Origin of the sequence: Noviherbaspirillum sp. L7-7A, assembly GCF_019052805.1 — a bacterium.
Taxonomy (GTDB): domain Bacteria; phylum Pseudomonadota; class Gammaproteobacteria; order Burkholderiales; family Burkholderiaceae_D; genus Noviherbaspirillum_A.
Map to the genome: position 1 here is coordinate 629979 of NZ_JAHQRJ010000001.1, position 20344 is coordinate 650322.

The 20344-nt window shown below is 59.0% G+C and carries 18 protein-coding genes and 2 tRNA genes; 7 read left to right on the forward strand and 13 right to left on the reverse strand.

Annotated elements, in window-relative coordinates; all coding sequences use genetic code 11:
* Positions 1-85 precede the first annotated feature (85 nt).
* Both KTQ42_RS02840 and KTQ42_RS02845 read left to right on the forward strand, forming a co-directional pair.
* Positions 86-1618, forward strand: a complete 1533-nt coding sequence (locus KTQ42_RS02840) for an AMP-binding protein (protein ID WP_249222621.1) — start codon at positions 86-88, stop codon at positions 1616-1618.
* Positions 1619-1655: 37 nt separating this feature from the next.
* Positions 1656-2480: an IclR family transcriptional regulator gene (locus KTQ42_RS02845; protein ID WP_249222622.1), complete on the forward strand. Its 825-nt coding sequence runs from the start codon at positions 1656-1658 to the stop codon at positions 2478-2480.
* Here KTQ42_RS02845 and KTQ42_RS02850 read toward each other — a convergent pair.
* The 4 genes from KTQ42_RS02850 to KTQ42_RS02865 all read right to left on the reverse strand — a co-directional run bounded on the left by KTQ42_RS02850 (position 2383) and on the right by KTQ42_RS02865 (position 5841).
* Complete coding sequence (locus KTQ42_RS02850; RefSeq protein WP_217344131.1) at positions 2383-2943, reverse strand: response regulator; 561 nt, start codon at positions 2941-2943, stop codon at positions 2383-2385. The genes KTQ42_RS02845 and KTQ42_RS02850 overlap by 98 nt on opposite strands.
* Positions 2944-2974: 31 nt before the next feature.
* The gene (locus KTQ42_RS02855) at positions 2975-3805 is read right to left on the reverse strand and encodes a response regulator (protein ID WP_217344132.1); all 831 of its coding nucleotides are present in this window, start codon (positions 3803-3805) and stop codon (positions 2975-2977) included.
* Positions 3806-3930: 125 nt separating this feature from the next.
* On the reverse strand, positions 3931-4752 hold the full coding sequence (locus KTQ42_RS02860) for a helix-turn-helix domain-containing protein (protein WP_217346791.1): 822 nt from the start codon (positions 4750-4752) through the stop codon (positions 3931-3933).
* A 444-nt stretch (positions 4753-5196) separates the two neighbouring features.
* Positions 5197-5841 carry a response regulator transcription factor gene (locus KTQ42_RS02865; protein ID WP_217346792.1) on the reverse strand — a complete coding sequence of 215 codons (645 nt, stop codon included), beginning with the start codon at positions 5839-5841 and terminating at the stop codon, positions 5197-5199.
* Positions 5842-6177: 336 nt separating this feature from the next.
* On the opposite strand from KTQ42_RS02865, the gene KTQ42_RS02870 reads away from it, so the two are divergent.
* Complete coding sequence (locus tag KTQ42_RS02870; protein WP_217344133.1) at positions 6178-8598, forward strand: EAL domain-containing protein; 2421 nt, start codon at positions 6178-6180, stop codon at positions 8596-8598.
* Here KTQ42_RS02870 and KTQ42_RS02875 read toward each other — a convergent pair.
* The 3 genes from KTQ42_RS02875 to KTQ42_RS02885 form a co-directional block, all read right to left on the reverse strand.
* Positions 8579-8815 carry a hypothetical protein gene (locus KTQ42_RS02875; RefSeq protein ID WP_217344134.1) on the reverse strand — a complete coding sequence of 79 codons (237 nt, stop codon included), beginning with the start codon at positions 8813-8815 and terminating at the stop codon, positions 8579-8581. The genes KTQ42_RS02870 and KTQ42_RS02875 overlap by 20 nt on opposite strands.
* A gap of 244 nt (positions 8816-9059) precedes the next feature.
* Positions 9060-10364 carry a diguanylate cyclase gene (locus KTQ42_RS02880; protein ID WP_217344135.1) on the reverse strand — a complete coding sequence of 435 codons (1305 nt, stop codon included), beginning with the start codon at positions 10362-10364 and terminating at the stop codon, positions 9060-9062.
* 72 nt (positions 10365-10436) lie between these two features.
* Entirely contained in the window at positions 10437-11543 is a 1107-nt protein-coding gene (locus KTQ42_RS02885; RefSeq protein ID WP_349292116.1) for an ABC transporter substrate-binding protein, read from the reverse strand.
* A 424-nt stretch (positions 11544-11967) separates the two neighbouring features.
* Here KTQ42_RS02885 and KTQ42_RS02890 point away from each other — a divergent pair, with 424 nt between their 5' ends.
* The 3 genes from KTQ42_RS02890 to KTQ42_RS02900 are packed head-to-tail and all read left to right on the forward strand — an operon-like array spanning position 11968 to position 14724.
* Positions 11968-12930, forward strand: coding sequence for a cytochrome D1 domain-containing protein (locus tag KTQ42_RS02890; protein WP_217344137.1), 963 nt, complete (start codon positions 11968-11970; stop codon positions 12928-12930).
* The gene (locus KTQ42_RS02895; RefSeq protein ID WP_217344138.1) at positions 12896-13741 is read left to right on the forward strand and encodes a polysaccharide deacetylase family protein; all 846 of its coding nucleotides are present in this window, start codon (positions 12896-12898) and stop codon (positions 13739-13741) included. Before KTQ42_RS02890 ends, KTQ42_RS02895 begins: the two co-directional genes overlap by 35 nt.
* Positions 13738-14724, forward strand: coding sequence for a sterol desaturase family protein (locus KTQ42_RS02900; RefSeq protein ID WP_217347045.1), 987 nt, complete (start codon positions 13738-13740; stop codon positions 14722-14724). The genes KTQ42_RS02895 and KTQ42_RS02900 overlap by 4 nt, the downstream gene beginning before the upstream one ends.
* 30 nt (positions 14725-14754) lie before the next feature.
* Here the strand turns inward: KTQ42_RS02900 and KTQ42_RS02905 are convergent, their stop codons facing one another.
* Both KTQ42_RS02905 and KTQ42_RS02910 read right to left on the reverse strand, forming a co-directional pair.
* Entirely contained in the window at positions 14755-15876 is a 1122-nt protein-coding gene (locus KTQ42_RS02905) for an NDP-sugar synthase (RefSeq protein WP_217344139.1), read from the reverse strand.
* Between the two features lie 206 nt (positions 15877-16082).
* Positions 16083-16877, reverse strand: a complete 795-nt coding sequence (locus KTQ42_RS02910) for a helix-turn-helix domain-containing protein (protein ID WP_249222838.1) — start codon at positions 16875-16877, stop codon at positions 16083-16085.
* A gap of 638 nt (positions 16878-17515) precedes the next feature.
* On the opposite strand from KTQ42_RS02910, the gene KTQ42_RS02915 reads away from it, so the two are divergent.
* A complete protein-coding gene (locus KTQ42_RS02915) occupies positions 17516-18145 on the forward strand; it encodes a phospholipase D family protein (protein WP_217344141.1) in 630 nt (209 codons plus the stop codon).
* A 25-nt stretch (positions 18146-18170) separates the two neighbouring features.
* Here the strand turns inward: KTQ42_RS02915 and KTQ42_RS02920 are convergent, their stop codons facing one another.
* The 4 genes from KTQ42_RS02920 to KTQ42_RS02935 all read right to left on the reverse strand — a co-directional run bounded on the left by KTQ42_RS02920 (position 18171) and on the right by KTQ42_RS02935 (position 20253).
* A complete protein-coding gene (locus tag KTQ42_RS02920; RefSeq protein WP_217344142.1) occupies positions 18171-18362 on the reverse strand; it encodes a hypothetical protein in 192 nt (63 codons plus the stop codon).
* 296 nt (positions 18363-18658) lie between these two features.
* Positions 18659-18734: transfer RNA gene (locus KTQ42_RS02925), tRNA-Asn, on the reverse strand.
* A 127-nt stretch (positions 18735-18861) separates the two neighbouring features.
* Positions 18862-18937: transfer RNA gene (locus KTQ42_RS02930), tRNA-Asn, on the reverse strand.
* Between the two features lie 101 nt (positions 18938-19038).
* Positions 19039-20253: an amino acid aminotransferase gene (locus KTQ42_RS02935; RefSeq protein WP_217344143.1), complete on the reverse strand. Its 1215-nt coding sequence runs from the start codon at positions 20251-20253 to the stop codon at positions 19039-19041.
* Positions 20254-20344: the final 91 nt, after the last annotated feature.

Here is a 20344-nt window from a genome sequence, read left to right on the forward strand (position 1 = left end):
TTCTGAATGAAATTGATTTTTGGGTTCCATTATGACAGTATCGCCTGAAACAGAATGCATGCAAAACAGCATGCGAGGAGACAATATGCTGAACCAAGCGGCCGAGCCGGCTTTGCCGCGCCGCATCCACGAGGCATTTCTGCCGTGGGTGGCAAGCCATCCCGACAACATTGCCCTGACGGACGAGCACCTGACCCTGCGTTACCGTGAAATGCCGGAAGCAGTGGGCGCGGTGGCGGCGCAACTGGCGGCAGCCGGCGTGCGTTCTGGCGACAGGGTGCTGCTGGTTGCCGAGAATTCGGTAGCGCTGGCAGTGTGCATCCTGGCTGTAAGCCGGCTCGATGCCTGGTCCGCGACGGTGAATGCGCGCCTGTCGGACCGTGAGATCGATAACTTCATCACCCATTCCGGGGCGCGCCGCACGCTGTACTTCGGCACCGGTTCGGCTGCAGCGCAGGCACACGGCCAGGCCCGCGGGGCGGAATTGCAGCAGTGGCCCGTGATCGGGCAAATCGCAATGGGACCGTTGAACATCCGCACCGAGCCCGAGCCAGTGTTCGATGCCGCCGGGCGCCAGCCTGCCGTGCTGGTCTACACCTCGGGCACGACCGGTGCGCCCAAGGCCGTCATGCTGAGTCATGCCAATCTCCTTTTCATCGGCAACAACAATCGCCGCATGCGCGGCCTGGCGCCGGGCGACACGGTCTACGGCGTGCTGCCGCTGTCCCATGTGTACGGGCTGTCAGCCTTGCTGGTGGCGTCAATGATAAGCGGCGCTACGCTGATGCTGGTGCCGCGCTTCTCCGAGGCGGCGCTGGCGCATGCGCTTGCGATGCGTGGCGTGACCGTGATGCATGGCGCGCCGGCGATGTATGCCAAGCTGCTGGCCTGGAGCGAAAGCAGCGGCAATGCGCTGCCGGCGCCGCATCTGCGGGTTGCCCAGTCCGGCGGCGCGCCGCTGACGCCGGCCCTGAAGTCGGCATTCGAAAAGGCCTTCCATCTGCCCCTGCAAAACGGATACGGCATGACCGAGGCCTCTCCCTCGATCTGCCAGACCAGGCTTGATGCGCCGCGCACCGACTGCTCGGTTGGCCAGGCGATTCCTGGCGTGGAAGTGCGGCTGTATGGCGCCGAGCCTGATCCGCAGGGCGTGGGCGAGATCCAGGTGCGCGGCCCGAATGTGATGCTGGGCTATTACCAGGCGCCGGAACTGACCGCCGAAACCATCACCCGCGATGGCTGGCTGCGCACCGGCGACCTCGGGCGCATCGATGCCGACGGCGCCTTCCATGTTGTCGGACGCAGCAAGGAACTGATCATACGCTCCGGCTTCAATGTCTACCCGATCGAAGTCGAGCAGGTGCTCAATGCGCATCCCGACGTGGTGCAGTCGGCGGTGGTCGGGCGTGCCGTCGAAGGCAATGAGGAAGTGATGGCCTTCGTCGAGATTGCGAAGGATGCGCAGGTCGGCGAGGAAGCGCTGCGTGCCTATGCCAGGGAACGGCTGTCGCCGTACAAGGTGCCAAGCCGGATCGTCATCATGGAACACCTGCCGGCGGCGGCGACGGGCAAGATCCTCAAGAAGGAATTGCAGCGCATGGCCTCCACGGGCTACTGACAACGGCACTGACATCGATAACCAGGGGAGCAAGACCATGACGCAACAATTAATGACGTCGCCCGATGCCGCCTTGAGCCGGCCCAACATCAAGGAAGACCGGCATTTCGTCACCGCGCTGGCGCGGGGACTGGAACTGCTGGCCTGCTTCCGCTCGGGAGACAAGCTCCTGGGCAACCAGGAACTGGCCGAACGCAGCAAGCTGCCCAAGTCCACTGTCTCCCGCCTGACCTACACCCTGACCAAGCTGGGATACCTGCAATACGACGAACAGGCCGGCAAGTACCGGCTGGGCACCGCGACCCTGGCATTGGGCAGCGCAATGCTGTCCCGGCTGGACATACGCCAGATGGCGCGGCCCCTGATGCAGGAACTGGCGGACTTTTCCCACACGATGGTGTCGCTGGGCATGCGTGACCGCCTCAGCATGATCTACGTTGAAAACTGCCGCAGCCAGGCGGCGCTGACCCTGCGCCTGGATGTGGGCGCGCGCATTCCGGTGGCCAGCACCGCGATGGGTCGCGCCTATCTGGCCGAAGTCTCCAGCAATGAGCGCAATGACATCCTGGAGCGGGTGCGTGACCTCGACGAGCTGGCCTGGCCGGCGCTGCGCGACCGGGTGATGCGCGCAGTCGACGAGTATCACACGCTGGGTTGCTGCACCTCTTTCGGCGACTGGCAGCCGGACGTGAACGCCATCGCGGTGGCCTTCAGGCCAACCGAAAACGCGGCGCCGCTCAGCATCAACTGTGGCGGGCCGGCGTTCAACCTGTCGCGCGAATTCCTGCTTGAAGAAGTAAGGCCAAGACTGATCGAACTGGTTGCACAACTGCGGCGCCCGTCCGTCGGACACTACGGTTGAGACGGACCGGATCCGCTGCGGCGGCGGCAGCCGTGGACGCAATGTGTTCAGATGCTGGTTCCGGCCGCTGCGCCGGATGGATTGCAGCAACCGCTTCACGCATGTCGGCCAGGCGCAGCGGCTTGACCAGATAAGCGCGCGCACCGGCCTGCATGGCAGCCAGCGCATGGCGTGGATCGTCATGCGCGGAAAGCACGATGCAGGGAGGCGGCGCCGGACAAGCCCGTAGCGCTGCCAGCAGGGTCAGGCCGTCCATGCCGGGAAGGGCCAGGTCGCACATGACCAGATCGACGCTGCAATGCGCCAGCAGCGCCAGCGCTTCTTCCGCTGTGCCGGCGCAATGCACGGCAAAGCCCAACTTTTGCAGAACAGCCGTTGCCAGCATCCGTTCCACGGAACTGTCATCGATCACCAGTGCACGGCGGGAAACCGCAATTTGAACGCGTGCCGATGAAGTTTGCATGGATGGCCTCCCAGATGACGGAACGGGCGTATTAGTATCGCGTCGGTGATGAATGCTCATTGGCCTGGCTCAACTGCTGACAACGCAAGACATGATCGAGCTGTAAATTAAAACTGCAATAAGCCTTGCCGATGTCAGCCAGCAGGCGGGTCAGGCCGGCGCGCTGCCCCGCCTGGCACTTCAGTTCCAGTACCCGGCACAAGCCAGCCATGCGCCATCCGGCGATCGAGGCGCAACTGCCGGCAAGCGCATGTGCGACCCTGCGAAGTTGCAGCATGTCGCTTCCCGCAGCCGCTTGCCGCAGTGCCAGAAGGCGTGCTTCCGTATCGTTCGGGAATGTCAGCACGACATCGTCGAAGCCGGCGCCAAACAAGCTGGCCAGGGAAAGCAGTTCGGCCCTGGTCAGCGCGTCGCGCCGGCTGGCCTCTTCCAGCGTGTGCGCTGGCAGCCAGAGCAGAAGGAGGTTACGCAGCTGCACTGGTTGAAGAGGCTTGACGCATACATCATCCATGCCCGCGCGCAGGCAGGCATTGCGCTGTTCATCCGACGATGCGGTGGTGCAGGCGATTAACGGTACCGTGCCATGCCGCTGTACGGCACGGATGCGCGTGGCCGCTTCAAACCCGTTGACGCCCGCCATCTGGCTGTCCATCAGGATCAGGTCATAGGGACGTTTCCGGTGCCGCTCCAGGGCTTCGCTGCCGGTCGTCGCCATCTCGGAAGGAAAGCCCAGGCTGTGCAGCATGCGCTGGGCCACGATGCAGTTGACCGGGCTGTCATCCGCGACAAGAATGCGGCGCGCCATTGCGCCGGGAATACGGCGAACGGCATCCATGGCTGAAGACAGTCCGTCAGATGACATGTGGCTTTCGGTTTGATCTGGAGGCCGTGCAACGCATCATGGCCACGAACAGCCGGCACGGGTGGGGTCGGATGTTAGACCCCACCCGTGCCGGCTGTCAAAAAAGGCAGCGCAGGCAGCGCAGGTCAGGCGCTCATCAATTGATCCCAGGTCGCAGGCTCGGGACTCGTTGGTTCTTCCGTCACGGGCGCCGTCCGGTTCTTGCGGCCGGCAGCCTGGCGGTTGCGGGTGGTCGATGGCGGCAGGCGGCGCAGGGTGCGCAGCGAATCGGCATCGCAAATGCCGATCGAGCGCTGGTCGACGGTGATCAGCCCGATCTCGTTGAATGCAGACAGCGTGCGGCTCACTGTTTCCAGGGTCAGGCCAAGGTAGCTGCCAATCTCGTGACGGGTCATGCGCAGGTTGAACAGCTTGCTGGAATACCCCATGTCGGCAAAACGCTCCGACAGCGAAACCAGGAAACGCGCCACCCTGGCTTCGGCACTGAGCGCACCCAGCATGCTAACCATGGCCTGCTCGCGCACGAGCTCGCGGCTCATCACGCTGTACATCGCATGCTCGAGTTCGATGTGCGTGCGGCCAAGAGCGGTAAATTTCTTGAATGGGAGCAATACCAGGTCGCAATTCGACAGCGCCACCGCCTCCGATGCATAACGCCGGGTATGAATGCCATCCACGCCGAACAAGTCGCCTTTCATCGGGAAGCTCAAGACCTGCTCGTTGCCGTATTCGTCGATCAGGACGGTTTTCAGGAAACCTGAATGGACAATGTAGAGCGTATCGAATGGCTGCCCTATGGTGTGGATGCGTTGCCCGGTCTTGAACTGCACATGCTGGAACAGCAAGTCATCATCGTTCATCGTGGATGTCGCTGGAATCCGCAGCAGCGCGCACAACTCTTTCAGATTGGACCAGAGCTTGCCTTGACGCTGCCAGCCGGCTTCCATCGGCGGCAGGCGCATCGACATCGCAGCGGCGTCGGAACGGTTTTCTTGAACTTGCGTGGCACCCATAGCGATCTCCCAAATCATTGCATAGATACAGCATCGGGCCGGAAAGGGGACGAAAGCCAGTTCCCGGCAGTGGTCTTGCATGGCATCAATGTCTTGCGTGCCTTGCCTGCCAGATCGGTGACGCACGGTTTTTGCGTCTTAAGGCGTGGCAGCCAGGTTTGTTACTACTTGAAGCAAGGCGCGTGAAACACGTGGGCAAGTATCCCAATACTGGCGGTTACTGACTATCGGGATGCGCTGAATGGGAGTGTAGGGATTTTCCTACGGCTGTCCTACATGTCCGCTGACAGACAAATGGAGCGGTTAACGGCCAGATTGACTGCCCAAAATCGGACGAAACCTGCTGGCACAGGTTTCGGGGCGTTCATTAATCGGCAATTAAAGCCGCATTGGCATCAGCAGGCGGTGTGCTACCGCGTATTGCACCAGTTCAGCCAGGGAAGGCATGCCCATCTTGTGCAGGATTCGCGTCTTGTGAGTACTCACGGTCTTGACGCTCAGATGCAGGAGCTCCGCGATCTCGGTAATCGATTTGCCTATGACAAGCAAGCTGAATACCTCGAATTCCCGGTCGGAAAGATATTTGTGCGGTAGCTCTTCCACTGATGGCATGGCTTCCATGGCCAGTTGCTCGGCAACCTCGATGCTGATGTAAGGCCTGCCCGATGCCACCCGGCGTATGGCGCTGACAAGCTGGGTGCCTGCGCTCTCCTTGGTGAGATAGCCACGGGCGCCAGCCCGAATGGCGCGCACCGCATACTGCTCTTCCTCATGCATTGTCAGGATGAGTATATTGAGCTTGGGCACCTCGTCCTTGATCTGACGGATCAGTTCGACCCCGCTGCGTCCGGGCATCGACAGGTCCAGCATCAGCAGATCGAATCCGCCCTTGCGCACCTGCGCCAGAACTTCAAAACCATCAACTGCTTCTCCTACCACTTCGATGTCATCTGCGCCATCCAGAATGCGTTTGAGCCCTTCACGCATGATGGTGTGATCATCAGCAATTACGATGCGAATCATGGTTGGCTTGCCTTCGGCAAATTTCTTGTTGGAAATCGTGAGCACGCCTGTGATGTTGCCAGACATGCATGTCCAGTGCTTGCGAAAGTATAGATAGGTTGTGCTGGAACGCCTAGTCCGCGTTGTTCTTTTGATGCTTCAACCGTTTCACTGGAAATGGTGAAATTTTCATACAACCACGTCTCTTCGCTGACTTCTGGTAATCGGTGACCCGGACATCTGTAAATAACAAAAAAGCAACAATGAATAAATATTGTCCGAATAATGATCCTGCGCATAGAGCCTGCCCGGCCTCGGTGCGACTATATCTTCAGTTTCTTGCAAGGAAACTGAGTTTTGGTAATCGATTGGGGGTCACTGAACACACATCGGTGGGTAACAGGGATGGGAATGAACCGCGGCGAATCGGACAGAAGCGATGCCTTAAGTCATGGCGAAGGCGGGGGAATGACTGCTTCCGTGCGCGAGCTTGTCAGCAGCGTGCTTGAAACGATTACGGTGATATGGCAGATCGAAGATGATCTGGTGTGCATCCTGCACCCAACTGCAGGGCCTGAACAAAGCGACGCCGTCCCAAGCTATCTCGATGCGATGGCGGCCCGCGCCCTGCTTCATCCGAATGATCATAGCGAACTCAATGCGGCAATCAGCCGCTGTCTTTCGCGAAACATGCCCATCGTGACCGTCGATCTGCGCGTGCGTACTCCTGAAGGATGGCTGCCAGTTACCGCAACCATGCGCGGCATGGCGTTTGATGAAGGCGGGCACATTACCCGCATCGTGGCCATGCTTCATCCGATTACCAATGGCGCGACGCTTCAGGCATTGCTGGCGCGCGACCGTCCCCTGGGAAAAAGCACAAAACTGGCTGCAGGCAGTGGCTCGCCGCAGGCAGCCAGCGCTGCGGTGTCCGAAGCGTCCGTGTTGTCCGGTTTTCTCGCAGCCCAGGCGCGTGTGATGAAAATGGTCCTGCATGGCGATGACCTGCAGGCCATTCTGGAGGATGTCGCGCGCATGGTTGAGCAACTGGCGCCGGATTCGCTGTGTTCCGTGCTGCTGCTGAGCGAGGACGGCGAGCATTTCGGACGCTCCGCCGGGCCGTCGCTCCCTTCATCATTTCATCAGGCAATTCTGGAGTTAACGGTGGATCCCGCTACCGGCTCCTGCGGCGCCGCCGCCTATCGACGCGCTCCGGTCATTACCACCGACATCGCCAGTGACCCCCTGTGGCGTAATTACCAGGGCCTGGCAGTGCCCAACGGTTTGGCGGCTTGCTATTCAAGGCCGTTCTTCGGCAAGTCAGGCCAAGTTCTCGGCACCGTGGCGATCTACCATCACATACCAGGCGCCCCGAGTCAATTTGAAATGGAGATCCTGACCGCCGCAGCCGACCTGGCCGGCGTTGCGGTCAGTGCCTATATTGCCGAGCGCCAGATACGCGACCTTTCGAGTTATGACGCATTGACCGGCCTGCCCAACCGCGATCGTTTCCGGCAGCTGCTTGAGGAGGAGTTGCATCAGGCACGGCGGCGGGGACAGGCGGCGGGGCTGCTTTGCATCGATCTGGATCGCTTCAGGCTGGTCAATGAAAGCCTGGGGCAGAAGGCGGGCGATGCCGTCCTGCGGCAGGCGGCGCGCCGCTTGCGCCAGGTTGCCGGCGCAGCCGATGAGACTGCACGGCTGGGCGCCGATGAATTCGTCGTGCTGGTGCGTAATCCTGCCTCGATGGAAAGCCTGCAATCCGTGGCGCGGGAACTGGCCCAGGCGCTGTCTGAACCGGTCGAAGTGGACCAGCGGGTATTTCGCCAGACGGCCAGCATCGGCCTATGCCTCTTTCCGGACGATGGCGACGATGCCCAGGCCTTGATGCGCGGTGCCGACCTGGCGATGAGCCAGGCCAAGGCGCAGGGCGGCAATGTGGTCTGTCATTACGCCGCCGATATGCTGGCCGCCTCGGTGCAGCGGCTGGCATTAAGGGCGGATCTGCCCGGTGCAGCCCAGCGCAAGGAACTATGCCTGCTGTACCAACCCAAGCTGGAACTGCGGTCCGGGCAGGTGACAGGCGCGGAAGCGCTGGTGCGCTGGATGCATCCGCAATATGGCTTGCTGTCGCCATCCATGTTCATCCCGATCGCCGAGACTTCCGGCGACATCATGGACATCGGCAACTGGGTGCTGAATGAAGCGTGCCGGCAGATGGCGGCCTGGCGATCAGCAGGCGAGGTCGTGTTGCCAGTCGCCATCAATTTGTCGGCCCGTCAGTTTGCCGACCCCGCTCTGGCTGCCCATATCGAATCCGCCATCCGGCGCTACGATCTGGATGGCGCACTGCTCGAGCTTGAAGTGACGGAAAGCCTGGTGATCGAGGATCCGGCGCGCGCGGTGAAGGTTTTATCCGCCTTGCAGGCGATTGGCGTGCAGATTGCGGTCGACGACTTCGGCACTGGCTATTCGTCGCTGGCGCAACTGAAGCGCTTTCCGGTGAACAGCCTGAAGATAGACCGGTCCTTCGTGCAGGACGTTCCGGGCGAGCAGAATGATGCCGCCATCGTCAAGGCCATCATTGCGATGGGGCACGCACTCAACCTGAAAGTCATTGCCGAGGGAGTTGAAACGCCGGATCAACTTGGCTTTTTGCAGCGTCACGACTGCGATGCGATTCAAGGCTACTACCTGAGCCAACCCTTATCCGTTGACCAGTTGCGGGAATTCATGCATCGGCACCCCGCCGCTACGCTTACTTCACGTCCGGCTTGACCCGCATCCAGCGGGCAATGCCGACGATGACGACAATGCCGACGAGGTCAGCCATCGCGCTTTGGGTGCTGACGGTGAAGCCGGCCAGGCCCTTGAGGCCTTGGACCATCATCCAGGCGCTCAACGCGGACAGGGCGACGTGGCTCAGCGGACCGGAATAATTCTTCGAGAAGGCGGAAAGGAATCGGGATTTGTTCGGTTTGGACTGGTTGTTCATGAAAAACCTTGATGAGCGGGGATGTGGCGACAGGATCTGCACATTATCGCGACAAACAAAAGTTTCCCCAAGTAAATTTCTTACCAGGATTTAGGAAAGGGTGAATCGGCGCGGCGAGTGTATTAAAAAAGCTGCATTCCGTTATCTTCTTGCAAATAAGCATTAACTATTTGTTATCTGCATGAAAATCGCCGAAGTCGGCATGTTACATCAGGTTTTGCCGCCGTGCGCATCCCGCATGATTTCACGCAAACATATAGCGGTTTTTACCTGCGGTTTTTGCCTTGACGACAGCTTCTTCCACCATGTCTACCAATGACGTGGCGCTGTGCAGTTCGGCTGGATGGAAGCATATGCCGATGCTGGCCGTTATCCTGATTTCCATGCCGTCTATCCTGAATGGCCGGGCGATCGCCGCCAGCAGCTTGCCTGCGACAATCTCGGTGTTTTCGGATGTGTTGACGTCGACGACCAGGATGCCGAACTGGTCGCCATTCAGTCGGCCAACCACGTCCGATTCACGCACCGCGCGCATCAGTCTTCTCGCCACCTCGGCAAGCAATTGATCGCAGTGGCGGTTGCCATAGGCCTGATTGAGTTGTCTGAAGCCATCGAGGTCGAGCAGCAAGAGCGCGGCGCCGTTGTAGCCGCAACGGCTGCCACGCTGCACCTGGTGCTTCAGCAATTCCACGAATAGTGCCCTGCCAGGCAAGCCGGTCAGGCTGTCGAAGTTGGCATTGCGCCAGTTGTGCTGTTCCAGCCGTGCGGCGCTGCCCAGTTCGGTGACTTTCAGCATCAGGCTGCCATCGTCGAGCCGGTTGCCCCTGATTTCGCAGGCCGTTCCGGCCGAGTTTTCCTGCTCGAAGCAAAACGCCGGTTCGGATGTCAGTCGGCGCATTTGTTGCTCGACGACTTCGGCAAATGCAGCGTCGCCAAAGTCGCCCCGCGCAGCGCGGTAGTGCAGGATTTCAACCAATGCGTTGCCGCTGCCTGTCAGGCTTTCCGGCAAGCCAAGCAGTGAGGAAAAGCGGGCATTGCACAGTCGCAGCCGGTATTGCGGATCGAACACGGCCAGGCCGCTTTCCTGGCTGTTGGCAATCGCCAGCATGAGGCTGCGCTCCTTTTCCAGTGCGGCGTCGATGGTCCGGGAATTTGTCTCGTTTTCCGCGGCAAATACAGGCACCAAGCGCCTGGCCAGGCGCGGCAGCTGGTCGATATACAGTTCCTCGCTATCCTTGACCAGATAGTCCAGGTTCTCCTGGCGCAAGGCCGGCGCTGCCTGGGCGATGTCGGCCGGTTCCACCAGCAACAGCACGGGAAGGTCAGGGCGGGATTTGCGGGCGGACCGCAGAATATCCAGGCCACTGCCGCTGGCAAGCCGGAAATTCGCCACGAGCATGTCAATGCGGTGCTGCGACAGTGCGGTGATGCCCGCCATGTCGCTGCTTACCAGGATGGCGTCAATGCCGCACGGTTCCAGGCGGCGCTGGACATCGCGCGCGCGCAGGGCATCGGATTCGGCGTAGAGCAGGGTGCAGTGGTTGGACATGGCGGGCAGGATGGGTCGTCAGGAAAAGGCGTTGCCTGGCACAGCGTCAACTGGCGGCGATAGCCGGGAAGTTCAATTAAGGAATTTTTCGTTCTTGGTGATGACGGTCATATCGACAAAGGTCGATCCGGTATGCCGTGTTGGCGAAAATTCGACTGGAAAGCCGATGTCGTAATTTTTCAGCGTGATGGTCTCGAGCGCGGCAATGAATTTCTCCCGACTCAGGTCCGCGCCGGCACGCCGCAGCCCTTCGGCAAAGACCTTGGCGGCGATGTAGCCTTCCAGGCTGGAAAAGTTGGGCTCGCCCTTGCCCTCGTTTTTCAGGGCGCGTGCATATTCGGCCACCACCGGGTTCGAGGCTTTCCAGGGAAAGGGAACGACCTGCGATACGCCTACGCCCTGGCCATCCGGGCCGAGCGCCTGCGCCAGCGGCTGGCTGCCGACGAAGGACACATTGTGGAACTGGCCGGTATATCCCGCAGCCCGCATCTGCTTGACCAGGGCGGCCGACGCGGCATAGGTACTGATCTGAATGATTGCATCGGGACGCCTGGCGAGCAGCCGCTGCGCCGCCTGGCTGACGTTGTTGCTGTTGCGCTCGACGGTGGTGCTATCGACAAGGTTCATGTTGCGCTTGCGTAGCGCCCGCTGGACGCCATCCAGGCCGGCCTGGCCGTAGGCATCGTTCTGATGGAATGCAGCGATATTGCGTATGCCAACACGCACCAGCTGATCGACCAGATGTTCGGTTTCCTCCACGTAACCGGCGCGGATATGGAATATCTGCCGGTTGAATGGCTCGCGTAGCGAAAGGGCCCCAGTGAAGGGCGCGAAAAATGGCACTTTGGCGCTGCTAAAGACGGGAAGTGCAGCGTTGCTCGTGGGTGTACCAACATAGCCGAACAGGGCGAATACCTGATCATTCTGTATCAGGCGCCTGGTATTTTCGACCGTCAATGCGGGCTCGTATTTGTCATCGGCAGTAACGATCTCGATCCTTCTGCCATGAATTCCACCCTGTTTGTTGATCTGGTCAAAATACAACCGTGCGCCGGCATTCAGGTCAATGCCCAGTTGAGCGGCAGGGCCGCTGAAGGCGGCGGACTGGCCCAGCAAGATCCGGTTGGCGCTGACCCCGGCTTCCGCAAGGCAGAGCATGGGTGACAGAGCCAGCAGCACGCAGGCAAGGCTGTGGGCGAAACGACTGGATAAGGAAAACATGAGTAGCCTCTGGGCAATCTTGACGGCAAGTCGAATGTATCAGAAAAATGCATTCCCACATGCAATATTTGTATTGATTTAAAGAAATTTATGTTCGTAATTTGTAATTGCAAGACATTCGTGGCTTGTCGGCGGGATGAAACGCTGCTGACGAAAACCCTGTGGTCGTTTCTGAAATTATTCCGGGTGCGAAAGTCGATTCAGTTATAGTGATGCTCGGTCAGCGACCTGCCATGAGAGAACGTTTAGCCGGGTAGTGATACTGAATCTGCCGGGCCGATTCTCCGGCTGGCATGGCGATCCACGATGCGCTTGCAGCTTCGGGGCAACGCTGCCGGTGTCAAGGAAAGTCTCTGTTAATCGTCTTGTTTGAATGGTCATCATGCTTCAACTTCTTCGTCGCGCCATCTGTCTTGTCCTTGCTCTGACAGCCGCCGTAGCGCACGCCAATGTCGTCGTTGTCCTGAATTCACGGGATGCCACAGTCAGCCTGCTGGACCAGGTGACCCATCAGGAAATCGGTTCCCTCCCGGTAGGCAAGGAGCCACACCATCTGATGGCAACACCGGACAACAAGTCGCTCATCGTTGCCAGTGCCGTCAGCAATGAACTGATTTTCCTGGACCCGCGCACCGGCCAGATGCAGCGCCGGATCCCGGACATCATCGATCCCTACCAGATCGGTTTTTCGCCGGACAGCAAGTGGTTCGTCTCCAATGCGCTGCGCCTGGACCGGGTGGATATCTATGCCTATGACGGCAAGGACCTGAAGCTGAACAAGCGGGTGCCGCTGGCCAAGATGCCCAGCCACATGGCATTCACCAGGGACAGCAGGATGGTGTTCATCACCCTGCAGGGAAGCGACCAGGTCAGCGCCATCGACCTGACCACGCAAGCAGTGAAATGGACCATGCCGGTCGGAAAGCTGCCTGCCGGTATCGCCATGACGCCAGACGAAAAATATCTGCTGGTCGGCATCATGGGTAGCGATTATGTCGAGGTGATCGACTGGCGCACGCAGCAAACCGTCAAGCGGATCAAGGCAGGGGCGGGCGCGCACAATTTCCGCCTGACCGGCGACAAGCGCTTCATCTTCGTTTCCAACCGGGTCTCCAATACCATCAACATCATCGACCAGGAAAAGCTGGAGAACGTGGGCACGATCGACGTTCCGGGCGGTCCGGACTGCATGGAACTGACTGACGATGGCAAGACATTGTGGGTCACGCTGCGCTGGATCAAGAAGGTGGCCGTGATCGATGTGCCGAGCAAGAAAGTCATACAGATGATCCCGGTAGGCCGCTCGCCGCATGGCGTCTATTTCATCAATCACTCACCGAGGTAAGCCGGTGCGACGCCTTGTCGCTGCTTCTTGCATCCTCCTGTCGACTGCGCCGGGGGCATCCGTGGCGCATGCCGGCGACTGCCGCGGCACCATCTACCTGACCTTCGACACGGGCAGCCAGTCCCAGGCGCAGCTCATTGCGGACACGCTGCGCCGTCATCATGCCAAGGCCACTTTCTTCCTGGCCAATGAAAAGACCGTACGCGACGATTATTCCCTCGACCCGTCCTGGGCGCCGTACTGGAAAGCGCTGCGTGCGGAAGGCCATGCCTTCGGCAGCCATACGTTCGATCATGTTTATGCGCTGCGCGACATGTCTGACGGCAAGCTGGAAGTGCGGCCGCAGTTCGGGCCGCAGGCTGGCAGGAAACTGGTCTGGACGCAGCAGCAGTATTGCGATGAATTGCGCCGTGTCGATGGCCGGTTCCGCGAGCTGACCGGCGCCGGGCTGGATCCCTTCTGGCGCGCGCCAGGTGGCAAGCTGACCAAGGCGAGCCAGGCGGCCGGCCAGGCCTGCGGCCTGGTGCATGCCGGCTGGGCGCCGGCCGGGTTTTCGGGCGATGAATTGCCCAGCGAGCGTGTCTCGAATCAGGCGCTGCTGGCGCGCGCACTCAATGGACTGCGTGACGGCGATATCTTCATGGCGCATCTCGGTATCTGGTCACGCAAGGACCCATGGGCGCCCGCGGTGCTGGAACCATTGCTGGCCGGGCTGGAACAGAAGGGCTTTTGTTTTGCGACGCTGCGCGAGCATCCCGATTTGGGCAAGCGGCTGCAGTCCGGCGTCGCCGTGAAAGGAAGTCGCCCGTGATCGCATCGCTGTCCGATTCTTTTGCCACTGCCCAGGCATGGCTGTTCGAAACCGTTGTGCAGCCGCTGCTGTTCTGGTCGGGCCTGGGAGAATTTACCGAGAATGCCTTCGAAGGGACGGAATGGTTTCTGATTGGCGTCTGCGAGCTGGTGCTGCTGTGGCTGGTGCTGCGTCCGCTGGAGGCGCTGATTCCCGTCCATGCGTTCAATGATCGCCGAGCGCGCTGGAATGATTTCATCTATACCGTGGTGCATCGCCTGGGCGCTTTTACCTTGGTAATTTTCTTTTTGCTCGATCCGCTGATCGACCAGTTCACTGCCTTCCTGCACCTGCACGGCATACATCAGTTTGATCTCGACAAGGTCTGGCCCGGCGTCACCGACCTGCCGCTGGTGTCCTTCTTCCTGTATCTGTTCGTGCTGGACTTTTTCGATTACTGGTATCACCGCGCCCAGCACAATATCGGCTGGTGGTGGGGGCTGCACAGCCTGCATCACAGCCAGCAGAACATGAATCTCTGGAGCGACGACCGCAACCACCTGCTGGATGATTTGCTGCGCGATCTGTTCCTGGCGGTCATCGCGCTGTTCATCGGCGTGCAGCCAGGACAGTATGTTCTGCTGGTTGCCCTGTCGCGCATTCTGCAGAGTGTCCAGCATGCCAATATCCGGCTGCACTTCGGTTCGGTGGGTGAGCGCCTGCTGGTTTCCCCACGCTTTCACCGGCTGCATCATGCGATCGGGGTCGGTCATGAGAGCCGTGGCCGCGGCAGCCTGGGCGGTCACAACTTCGCGGTGCTGTTTCCAGTATGGGACGTGCTGTTCGGCACGGCCCGCTTCGGCGGTGGATTTGCACTGACCGGTATACGGGACCAGCTGCCGCCGCCGCAAGGCAAGGGCAGGGACTATGGCCGGGGCTTCTGGCGCCAGCAATGGCTGGGCCTGCGACGCATGGTGGAGTACGGCCAGCGGGCGCGTCGCTGACGTCCCGCTGTCGTTCGGGGTGCTGCTTCTTCAGGCGCGTCGCGCGATGCGGCGGTCGCGGGCATTGCCCCAGATGGTGTCGGTGCAGTCGCTGATATGGCGCATTTCGCCGTCGCGGCTGACGCAGTAGTCCTTGAAGACGATCATGTCCTCGACTTCGACATCATGGGCAATGCGGGTGTATTCGAAAATCATGCTGCGCACCACTTCGGCGCCGCCGACAATGTGGCTGCCATGTCCAATCCAGGTCGGCCCGACGATGTGACAGCCGGCCTCGATATGGGCGCCGGAACCGATGTATACCGGGCCTTCGATCGTTGTGCCTTCCCAGTCTATGCGGGCGTTCAATCCAACCCAGACGCCGTCGGCCACCTGCCTGCCCGGCAACTTGAGGCTTTCCACTTCGCCCTGCATCACGCTTTGCAGCACGGTCCAGAAGTCGGTAATGCTGCCGATATCGATCCATTCGAAAGGCCGGCCCTGGGCATAGAACGGCAGGCCTTTTTCCGCCAGGAGCGGGAACAGGTCGGAGCCGATATCGAACTCGGTGCCTGACGGGATCAGGTCGATCACTTCCGGTTCGAAGATATAAATGCCGGTGCTGGCGAAATTGGAAAGCGCCTCTTCCTGCGCCGGCTTTTCCTGGAAACGCTGGATGCGGCCATCGCCATCGGTAACTACAACGCCATAGCTTGAAACCTTGTCCCAAGGCACTTCCTTGGTAATCACGGTTGCCATTGCGCCCTTGCGCCTGTGTTCTTCCACGGCGGCCTTGATGTCGAGGTCGATCAGCGCATCACCACAGAGCACGATTGTCGTTTCATCGAAGAAGCCACCGAATTCCTGGATTTTCTTCATGCCACCGGCCGATCCAAGCGGTACCGGCACGACCTCGCCCTTATCGTCCGTATAGCCTTCGAAGGAATAGCCGATACGGACGCCGAACTGCTGGCCCTCGCCAAAATATTCCTCGATCTTTTCGTGCAGGTGACTGACGTTGACCATGATCTCATCCACGCCACAACGTGCCAGATGCTCGATCAGATAGGCCATGACAGGCTTGCCCAGCACCGGAATCATGGGCTTGGGCAAATCATAGGTCAGTGGCCGTACGCGCGTCCCCTTGCCAGCGGCGAGTATCATTGCTTTCATATATTCACTCGTGAGTAATGGTTGTTGATCGATAAGGATAAGCCTGCAGTCCAGAACCTCATGACTGGTGTGCCGGGGGCGGGCATGAAAACGCCGAACCACGGCTGGATGTCATGATGACAACCAAGTCGCTGATCCGGCGTTTTTTGCTGGGCGTGAAACGAAATACAAGTGGCTATCTGTTTCCAATGCGCCCACAACAGGGTTTACACAACTGCCATCTGCTCGCGCATTGCCGTCGACGGCGTTACCTGGATAAATTCGCTGCCCGAAGAGGCGGCGGCGGCAGCTGCGGCAGCTTTCTTTTCCTGCTGTTCGATCCGCGCACGGGACGGTGGCAAGCGACGCAGGGTTTTCAATGCGTTGATGTCGTGGATGTAGATGGAACGCTGGTCAACTGAAATCAGGCCCAGCTCATTAAAGGCCGACAGCGTGCGGCTGGCGGTTTCCAGCGTCACACCCAGGTAATTGCCAATCTCGCGACGGGTCATCGGCAGGTTGAAAGCCTTGCCGGAGTAGCCAATCGCCGAAAAGCGCTCGGACAGCGACACCAGGAAGCGCGCAACGCGGGCTTCAACCGTCAGGGAACCCAGCATGGTAATCATGCCCTGCTCACGAATCAGTTCCCGGCTCATCAGACCGTACAACGCGGTTTCCAGAACCGGGTTGGTGCGGCCGAGAGCGGCGAATTTCGCGAACGGAATGAGGATGATGTCGCAGCTCGACAATGCCACTGCTTCGGAGGTGTACTTTTTGGTGTGGATGCCATCGATGCCGAACAGGTCGCCCTTCATCGGGAAGCTGAGAATCTGCTCGTTGCCGAATTCATCGATCATTACCGACTTCAGGAAGCCGCAATTAACGATGTAGAGCATGTCGAACGGCTGGCCCGCGGTATGGATGCGTTGACCGGCCTTGAACTGGACATGCTGGAAATGCTGGTCGTCGTCGCCGACGAATGTGCCTGACGGAATGCGGAGGAGATTACAGACATCATGCATATTGGACCAGATTTTATGCGTGCGACTGCCCGATCCCGCAGACCGCGTCGGTGTAGTAGTCGGAGCAGTGTTGCTTTCGATAGTTTGCGCACACGACATGGTGATCTCCTGTGATGGGTTAAGTTTGAATCGATTAGCGCCGCATCTTCTTAAGCGTCAGCATTTCTGTGCGGCAGTCTCAGGAGGAAGTATGTCGAAATGAAAACGCGGCCGGTATAGGACAGGCACTTGTTGCGTTGTAGGAAAAGATGAAGTCCCGCGACTTTTTCGCGTTGCTCGGGAGGGCGCGGAGGGATGACAGCGAGGCAGGTTTTGCTGGCGGCTCGTGTCGGAAGCAGGAATATGACTGCTTTTTCTATAGCAGGTTGCAGGAAAATAATGCTTTTCGTAGACTCCATGGCAGTTATTTGCGATTGCTTTGCGCGATGTCGGCTTTGGAGAGGGCTTGGCAGCGTGAAACTACTTTTCCGAGAACCTTTAGAGCCGGCCAGCGTTACTTGGCGATCGGCCCGTTGGCAGGCAATTTGTACCTATGAAAACGAACATAAGTTCCATGAACGCTTATTGCTCTGTATAGATATACAGTACAATTCAGCCGCTTTCGCTCTTTAAACGAGCAGAGTAATCGATAGCGGCACATGAAAAAGATCCTTCTTACCCTGATCCTGGCTACGGCCTATTTCGGTGTCTCTGCAAAAAGTGGAGACGCTGTGGAAATGCTGGTCGATCAGGTCCTCGAAAAGACAGGCGATCTGCTGCGCGGTGCCGGCGTACGCGGCAGCGGTTCAGCGCAGGTGCCGGGCACCCAGGTGATCGAGGTCGCATTCTCGCCGAATGAAGGGAGCGAGGATCTGGTCGTCAAGGCAATTCAGTCGGCCCGCAGCAGCATCGGGGTAGCAGCGTATTCATTTACTTCCCCGGTTATCGCAAAAGCGCTGCTCAATGCCAAGAAGCGCGGCGTGGATGTGCGTGTCGTGGTGGATGAAAACGGGAACAAATCCAAGGCCAGCCTGGCGGCGCTGAATTTACTAATTGGCGCAGGTATTCCCACCCGCACGATCTCGCGTTACGCGATTCATCACGACAAATACATGGTGGTGGATAAGGCTACCGTGCAGACCGGCTCCTTTAATTACAGCAAGGCAGCGGCCAAGTCGAATAGCGAGAATGTGATGGTTATCTGGAATAACCCCGACCTTGCCTTGTCCTACCTGAAACACTGGCAGGACCGTTTCGACCAGGGCCGGGATTACAAGAGTACATACTGATGAGTTTCAGGGCCGAATAGGCCTTCTAGTGGCGATACTTGCTGCTGATCGCCATTTCCACGGCGCGGAAGTCGGCTTCAATAGACTGGACCGATTCCGCCTGGGCAACGCGCACAAGCTCACACAGTACACGTCGGAGAACAGCCTTGTCCCTCTCGCTGGTGTCTTCCCTGACGGAAGAGACCAGCATGTCTATCATCTCGTCGGATCGTTTCATGGTTCTCATTCTCCTTGGATGCGGCAATGCATGGGTATGCTGATGATTTGGGAATGTTATGCAATCGGCATGCCAGACGGGGAATGGAAGAGGGTGTGCAGCTAAAGTAATTATTTAACGGCCAAACACCTCAATAGCAGGACTTTTATCTTGAAATCATAAAGAGACTGCAATTGCTGCGCATTGAAAAAAAAGCAATCCTGGTAAAAAGGATCGGAAAAGTTTTCATGATGCCGGCACGTTCTGGCGGCTGCGGAAATGAAAAAAGCCACGTGTGAACGTGGCTTTTTGTATTCTGGCTCCCCGACCTGGACTCGAACCAGGGACCTGCGGATTAACAGTCCGTCGCTCTACCGACTGAGCTATCAGGGAAAAGAGGCGCTATTATAGGCGGGATATTGCAGTTCGCCAAGAGCGTTTCTTAAAAAATTCACCGCGTCGCCGCAGTGCTCTCACTAAAGAGAAAAGGGCCTGATCTTGCAATCAGGCCCTCTTGTTCTGGCTCCCCGACCTGGACTCGAACCAGGGACCTGCGGATTAACAGTCCGTCGCTCTACCGACTGAGCTATCAGGGAAAGGAGGCAAGATTATAGTCTTGCCGATCTTACTTTGTCAAAGCATTGCAGTAGATAAAGACTACAATTCGCCGGGCAAATGCCCGGTTTTTTACCTGTCTTTACAGAACGCTTGCGATTGCCTTGGCGACCAGGTCGATGTTCTTGCTGTTCAGGGCGGCAACGCAGATGCGGCCGGTGTCGATTGCATAGATCGAATGCTCGGTACGCAGACGCTCGACCTGTGCCTTGGTCAGGCCGGAATAGGAGAACATGCCACGCTGGCGAACCACGAAGCCGAAATCCTGCGACGCGCCGTTTTCAACCAGCTTGTCCACCAGCAGCTTGCGCATCTCGCGAATGCGTACCCGCATGCCAGCCAGTTCCTCTTCCCACATCTGGCGCAGTTCCGGCGTCGACAGCACGGTGGCAACCACCTGGCCGCCATGGATGGGCGGGTTGGAATAGTTGGTGCGGATGACGCGCTTCAGTTGGGACAGCACGCGTGACGCTTCCTCGGCGCTGACAGCAACGATGCTCAGCGCGCCAACGCGCTCGCCGTACAGCGAGAACGACTTGGAGAAGGAGTTCGAAACGAACAGCGGGCCGCCGGTAGCGGCGAAGCGATGCACCACATTGCCATCCTGCTCGATGCCGTCGCCGAAGCCCTGGTACGCCATGTCCAGGAAAGGCAGCAGGCCGCGCTGGCTGACCACTTCAATCACCTGGTCCCACTGGGCATCGCTCAGGTCGGCGCCGGTCGGGTTGTGGCAGCAGGCATGCAGCACGACGATGGAACCGGCCGGCATGGTTTGCAGCGCACTGAGCATGCCGTCAAAGTTCACGCCGCGGCTGGCGGGGTCGTAGTAGGGGTAGTTGTTAACAGTGAAGCCAGCCGATTCGAACAGCGCGCGATGGTTTTCCCAGCTCGGATCGCTGATCCAGACCTGCGCGTTCGGCGAGAAGCGCTTCAGGAAATCGGCGCCCAGTTTCAGGCCGCCGGTGCCGCCCAAAGCTTGAACGGTAATCGCACGTTTTTCTTGAATTACTGCGCTGTCAGCCCCAAATACGAGTTCTTGCACCGCTTTGTCATACGCAGCCAGGCCGTCGATCGGAAGATAGGTACGCGGCGCGGCTTTCTCCATCAGCAGCGCTTCCGCCTTGCGCACGCATTCCAGCAAAGGCACCTTGCCGTTGTCATCGTAATATACGCCGACGCCGAGGTTGATCTTGTTGAGATTCTTGTCTGCAACAAAGGCTTCGGTAATGCCCAGAATCGGGTCGCGGGGCGCCATCTCGATGGCGGCAAAGAGGGATGCAGGAGCAGGTGCGTTCATTGTGGTTGAATGAAAAGTGACCGCAAAATCGATTACAGTCGGGTTGAATACTGCGTGGAGGGCGTGTTGCCTTGCGTAAATATGCAGCCTG

What these genes read in the sequence shown, in the direction of transcription:
- KTQ42_RS02840 (WP_249222621.1), top strand. Translation starts at nt 86, where the DNA reads ATGCTGAACCAAGCGGCCGAGCCGGCTTTGCCGCGCCGCATCCACGAG.
- KTQ42_RS02845 (WP_249222622.1), top strand. Translation starts at nt 1,656, where the DNA reads ATGACGCAACAATTAATGACGTCGCCCGATGCCGCCTTGAGCCGGCCC.
- KTQ42_RS02850 (WP_217344131.1), bottom strand. Translation starts at nt 2,943, where the DNA reads ATGCAAACTTCATCGGCACGCGTTCAAATTGCGGTTTCCCGCCGTGCA.
- KTQ42_RS02855 (WP_217344132.1), bottom strand. Translation starts at nt 3,805, where the DNA reads ATGTCATCTGACGGACTGTCTTCAGCCATGGATGCCGTTCGCCGTATT.
- KTQ42_RS02860 (WP_217346791.1), bottom strand. Translation starts at nt 4,752, where the DNA reads ATGGAAGCCGGCTGGCAGCGTCAAGGCAAGCTCTGGTCCAATCTGAAA.
- KTQ42_RS02865 (WP_217346792.1), bottom strand. Translation starts at nt 5,841, where the DNA reads ATGATTCGCATCGTAATTGCTGATGATCACACCATCATGCGTGAAGGG.
- KTQ42_RS02875 (WP_217344134.1), bottom strand. Translation starts at nt 8,815, where the DNA reads ATGAACAACCAGTCCAAACCGAACAAATCCCGATTCCTTTCCGCCTTC.
- KTQ42_RS02880 (WP_217344135.1), bottom strand. Translation starts at nt 10,364, where the DNA reads ATGTCCAACCACTGCACCCTGCTCTACGCCGAATCCGATGCCCTGCGC.
- KTQ42_RS02890 (WP_217344137.1), top strand. Translation starts at nt 11,968, where the DNA reads ATGCTTCAACTTCTTCGTCGCGCCATCTGTCTTGTCCTTGCTCTGACA.
- KTQ42_RS02895 (WP_217344138.1), top strand. Translation starts at nt 12,896, where the DNA reads ATGGCGTCTATTTCATCAATCACTCACCGAGGTAAGCCGGTGCGACGC.
- KTQ42_RS02905 (WP_217344139.1), bottom strand. Translation starts at nt 15,876, where the DNA reads ATGAAAGCAATGATACTCGCCGCTGGCAAGGGGACGCGCGTACGGCCA.
- KTQ42_RS02910 (WP_249222838.1), bottom strand. Translation starts at nt 16,877, where the DNA reads ATGCATGATGTCTGTAATCTCCTCCGCATTCCGTCAGGCACATTCGTC.
- KTQ42_RS02915 (WP_217344141.1), top strand. Translation starts at nt 17,516, where the DNA reads ATGAAAAAGATCCTTCTTACCCTGATCCTGGCTACGGCCTATTTCGGT.
- KTQ42_RS02920 (WP_217344142.1), bottom strand. Translation starts at nt 18,362, where the DNA reads ATGAAACGATCCGACGAGATGATAGACATGCTGGTCTCTTCCGTCAGG.
- KTQ42_RS02935 (WP_217344143.1), bottom strand. Translation starts at nt 20,253, where the DNA reads ATGAACGCACCTGCTCCTGCATCCCTCTTTGCCGCCATCGAGATGGCG.